2 protein-coding genes and 1 CRISPR repeat array are annotated in these 3093 nt (G+C 36.1%); both genes read left to right on the top strand.

Features of this window, described 5'->3' with window-relative positions:
* Positions 1-58: 58 nt before the first annotated feature.
* Complete coding sequence (cas1, locus tag ACRD64_RS25105) at positions 59-454, top strand: type II CRISPR-associated endonuclease Cas1 (protein ID WP_430937366.1); 396 nt, start codon at positions 59-61, stop codon at positions 452-454.
* A gap of 84 nt (positions 455-538) precedes the next feature.
* A complete protein-coding gene (gene cas2 / locus ACRD64_RS25100; RefSeq protein ID WP_430937364.1) occupies positions 539-877 on the top strand; it encodes a CRISPR-associated endonuclease Cas2 in 339 nt (112 codons plus the stop codon).
* A 117-nt stretch (positions 878-994) separates the two neighbouring features.
* Positions 995-2965: direct repeats of the CRISPR family, unit length 47 nt; unit sequence CATGTCAAAGACCGCATTAAATATACAAATTGAAAGCAATTCACAAC.
* Between the last annotated feature and the right edge of the window lie 128 nt (positions 2966-3093).

Genomic DNA, 3093 nt, shown 5'->3' with positions numbered 1-3093 from the left:
TCCGCCGGAATGTCATGCTAAAACACAACCTTAACCAACGTTTGGGAAGGGGGTCAACATGCTCCGGAATATCCATAATGCGCATTTAAACTATTGTTATGCCATACTTCGGTCCATCGTGGCACGTGCACTGGTTGGTAGTGGTTTGTTGCCAACATTGGGCATATTTCACAGAAATAAATACAATGCCTATTGTTTGGCCGATGATATTATGGAGCCTTATCGTCCGTTCTGTGATGAGCTGGTGTACGGTATGTGGAAAAAAGGCGAGATTAAGGATGTAGAAATAACTCGCGAACATAAGGCCAAATTATTAAGCATTGCCAGTATGGATGTACTGTTCGACAAGCAAAAGAGTCCGCTGATGGTAGGTTTGAGCCGTACAACCAATTCATTGTTTGAGTGCTACAAGGGAGAGAGGCGTAAAATTATTTATCCGGAGTTTATGGCTTAATATAAGTTTATGAATTTATTTTATAAGCGCAGCTTTAAATATTTTGCCAATGCTTAAGTTCTGAAATATAATGTAAATACAATTATGTCGTTCGAAGCCATCAATCAATACAGAAATATGTGGGTACTTGTTCTATTTGATATTCCGGTAGAAACTAAAAAGCAGCGAAAGGCTGCAGCAAAGTTCCGAAAAGAACTATTGCAGGATGGTTTTGCCATGTTTCAGTTTTCGATATATATGCGCAATTGCCCCAGTCGCGAAAATGCCGATGTGCATATAAAAAGGGTAAAAAGTATGTTGCCCGAGTACGGACATATTGGTGTTTTAAAAATTACCGATAAACAATTTGGGATGATGGAGTTGTTTTATAGCAAAAAACCAAAAGAAAAACCGGAAATAGTTCAACAACTTCAGCTTTTCTAGTTATAGGTAGAAATTAAAATAGGTGTTTAAAAATAAAAACCAGATCCGTTTAGTTCTGGTTTTTATTTTCTAAGGTCTTTGTTAACTGTTTGTGAATTTTAATGTTGCGGCCAATACCATGTCAAAGACCGCATTAAATATACAAATTGAAAGCAATTCACAACCTAAAGCCTGTAATGTCTGCATCGCCTACCCATGTCAAAGACCGCATTAAATATACAAATTGAAAGCAATTCACAACGTAATTGCTCTTGTTGTAATTCCATTAACTCATGTCAAAGACCGCATTAAATATACAAATTGAAAGCAATTCACAACTTATGCGCTGCGCTTTTTTTATTAGATGAACATGTCAAAGACCGCATTAAATATACAAATTGAAAGCAATTCACAACAGCTCTACCATTGCATCACTCAATATGTCACATGTCAAAGACCGCATTAAATATACAAATTGAAAGCAATTCACAACACCAGTAATGTTTAATAAGCCTACAGGCGGCATGTCAAAGACCGCATTAAATATACAAATTGAAAGCAATTCACAACACAGCTACAGCGAACTTTACAGCTACTTTCATGTCAAAGACCGCATTAAATATACAAATTGAAAGCAATTCACAACAGCATGGCAAAGAATCACACTAAAATATATCATGTCAAAGACCGCATTAAATATACAAATTGAAAGCAATTCACAACGAGAAAGACAATACAACAACATACACACCACATGTCAAAGACCGCATTAAATATACAAATTGAAAGCAATTCACAACACGGCAAAGAGGTTAAGAACGATGTAAAGACATGTCAAAGACCGCATTAAATATACAAATTGAAAGCAATTCACAACACGGTTGGGAGGACGAGTTACGATCGCATTCATGTCAAAGACCGCATTAAATATACAAATTGAAAGCAATTCACAACTAGGAAATAACATTTCCGTTAATACGTAAGCATGTCAAAGACCGCATTAAATATACAAATTGAAAGCAATTCACAACTATTGGGCGCATCAAAGATGTGTATTTTATCATGTCAAAGACCGCATTAAATATACAAATTGAAAGCAATTCACAACGATCGTCACATTGGTTGATGCAACTATATGCATGTCAAAGACCGCATTAAATATACAAATTGAAAGCAATTCACAACACTATAAGACAACTTGTTTAAGGTTGTCAACATGTCAAAGACCGCATTAAATATACAAATTGAAAGCAATTCACAACAAGAAACTTAGAGGTGAATACACGGTCTACCATGTCAAAGACCGCATTAAATATACAAATTGAAAGCAATTCACAACACCTGACTGTGGTATGGCATTGTCGAATTTCATGTCAAAGACCGCATTAAATATACAAATTGAAAGCAATTCACAACTGAACAGTCCGGGGCCGAGTACAGCTTACACATGTCAAAGACCGCATTAAATATACAAATTGAAAGCAATTCACAACACCGACAACCTGATTACCTCAGCAGCTGCCCATGTCAAAGACCGCATTAAATATACAAATTGAAAGCAATTCACAACACCCAGCCGTTACTACTTTTTTTATTTGTTCATGTCAAAGACCGCATTAAATATACAAATTGAAAGCAATTCACAACATCATCCTCAGTTGAATTATCATCATCAAGCATGTCAAAGACCGCATTAAATATACAAATTGAAAGCAATTCACAACGATTCTTACAGGCGTTTTACCAAATGTCAGCATGTCAAAGACCGCATTAAATATACAAATTGAAAGCAATTCACAACAAGAAAGTTAGCATTATCACCAAACTCATTCATGTCAAAGACCGCATTAAATATACAAATTGAAAGCAATTCACAACCGTTAAATGTGACAATTGCGGACACTACAGCATGTCAAAGACCGCATTAAATATACAAATTGAAAGCAATTCACAACCGTTCCGGCCGCAATGTGCACCGCACACATCATGTCAAAGACCGCATTAAATATACAAATTGAAAGCAATTCACAACACCGTAACGAGGCTATTTTCAGCCGGAACGCATGTCAAAGACCGCATTAAATATACAAATTGAAAGCAATTCACAACGTGTTTTCGACCCCGTTGGTCTGTGATCTCCATGTCAAAGACCGCATTAAATAGGGTCTGCCTTTTTATATATAACAGACTGCATGTCAATAACATGTTGAGAAATAAATTATTAAAAAACCCCGAAA

Source organism: Saccharicrinis sp. 156 (assembly GCF_050589685.1).
In the GTDB taxonomy this organism is placed as follows: domain Bacteria; phylum Bacteroidota; class Bacteroidia; order Bacteroidales; family Marinilabiliaceae; genus Saccharicrinis.
The sequence above is the reverse complement of the archived record's forward strand: the minus strand, read 5'-3'. Positions and strand labels throughout refer to the sequence as shown.

Excerpts from the sequence above, each read along its gene's own strand:
- cas1 (WP_430937366.1), top strand. The coding sequence starts at position 59 with ATGCTCCGGAATATCCATAATGCGCATTTAAACTATTGTTATGCCATA.
- cas2 (WP_430937364.1), top strand. The coding sequence starts at position 539 with ATGTCGTTCGAAGCCATCAATCAATACAGAAATATGTGGGTACTTGTT.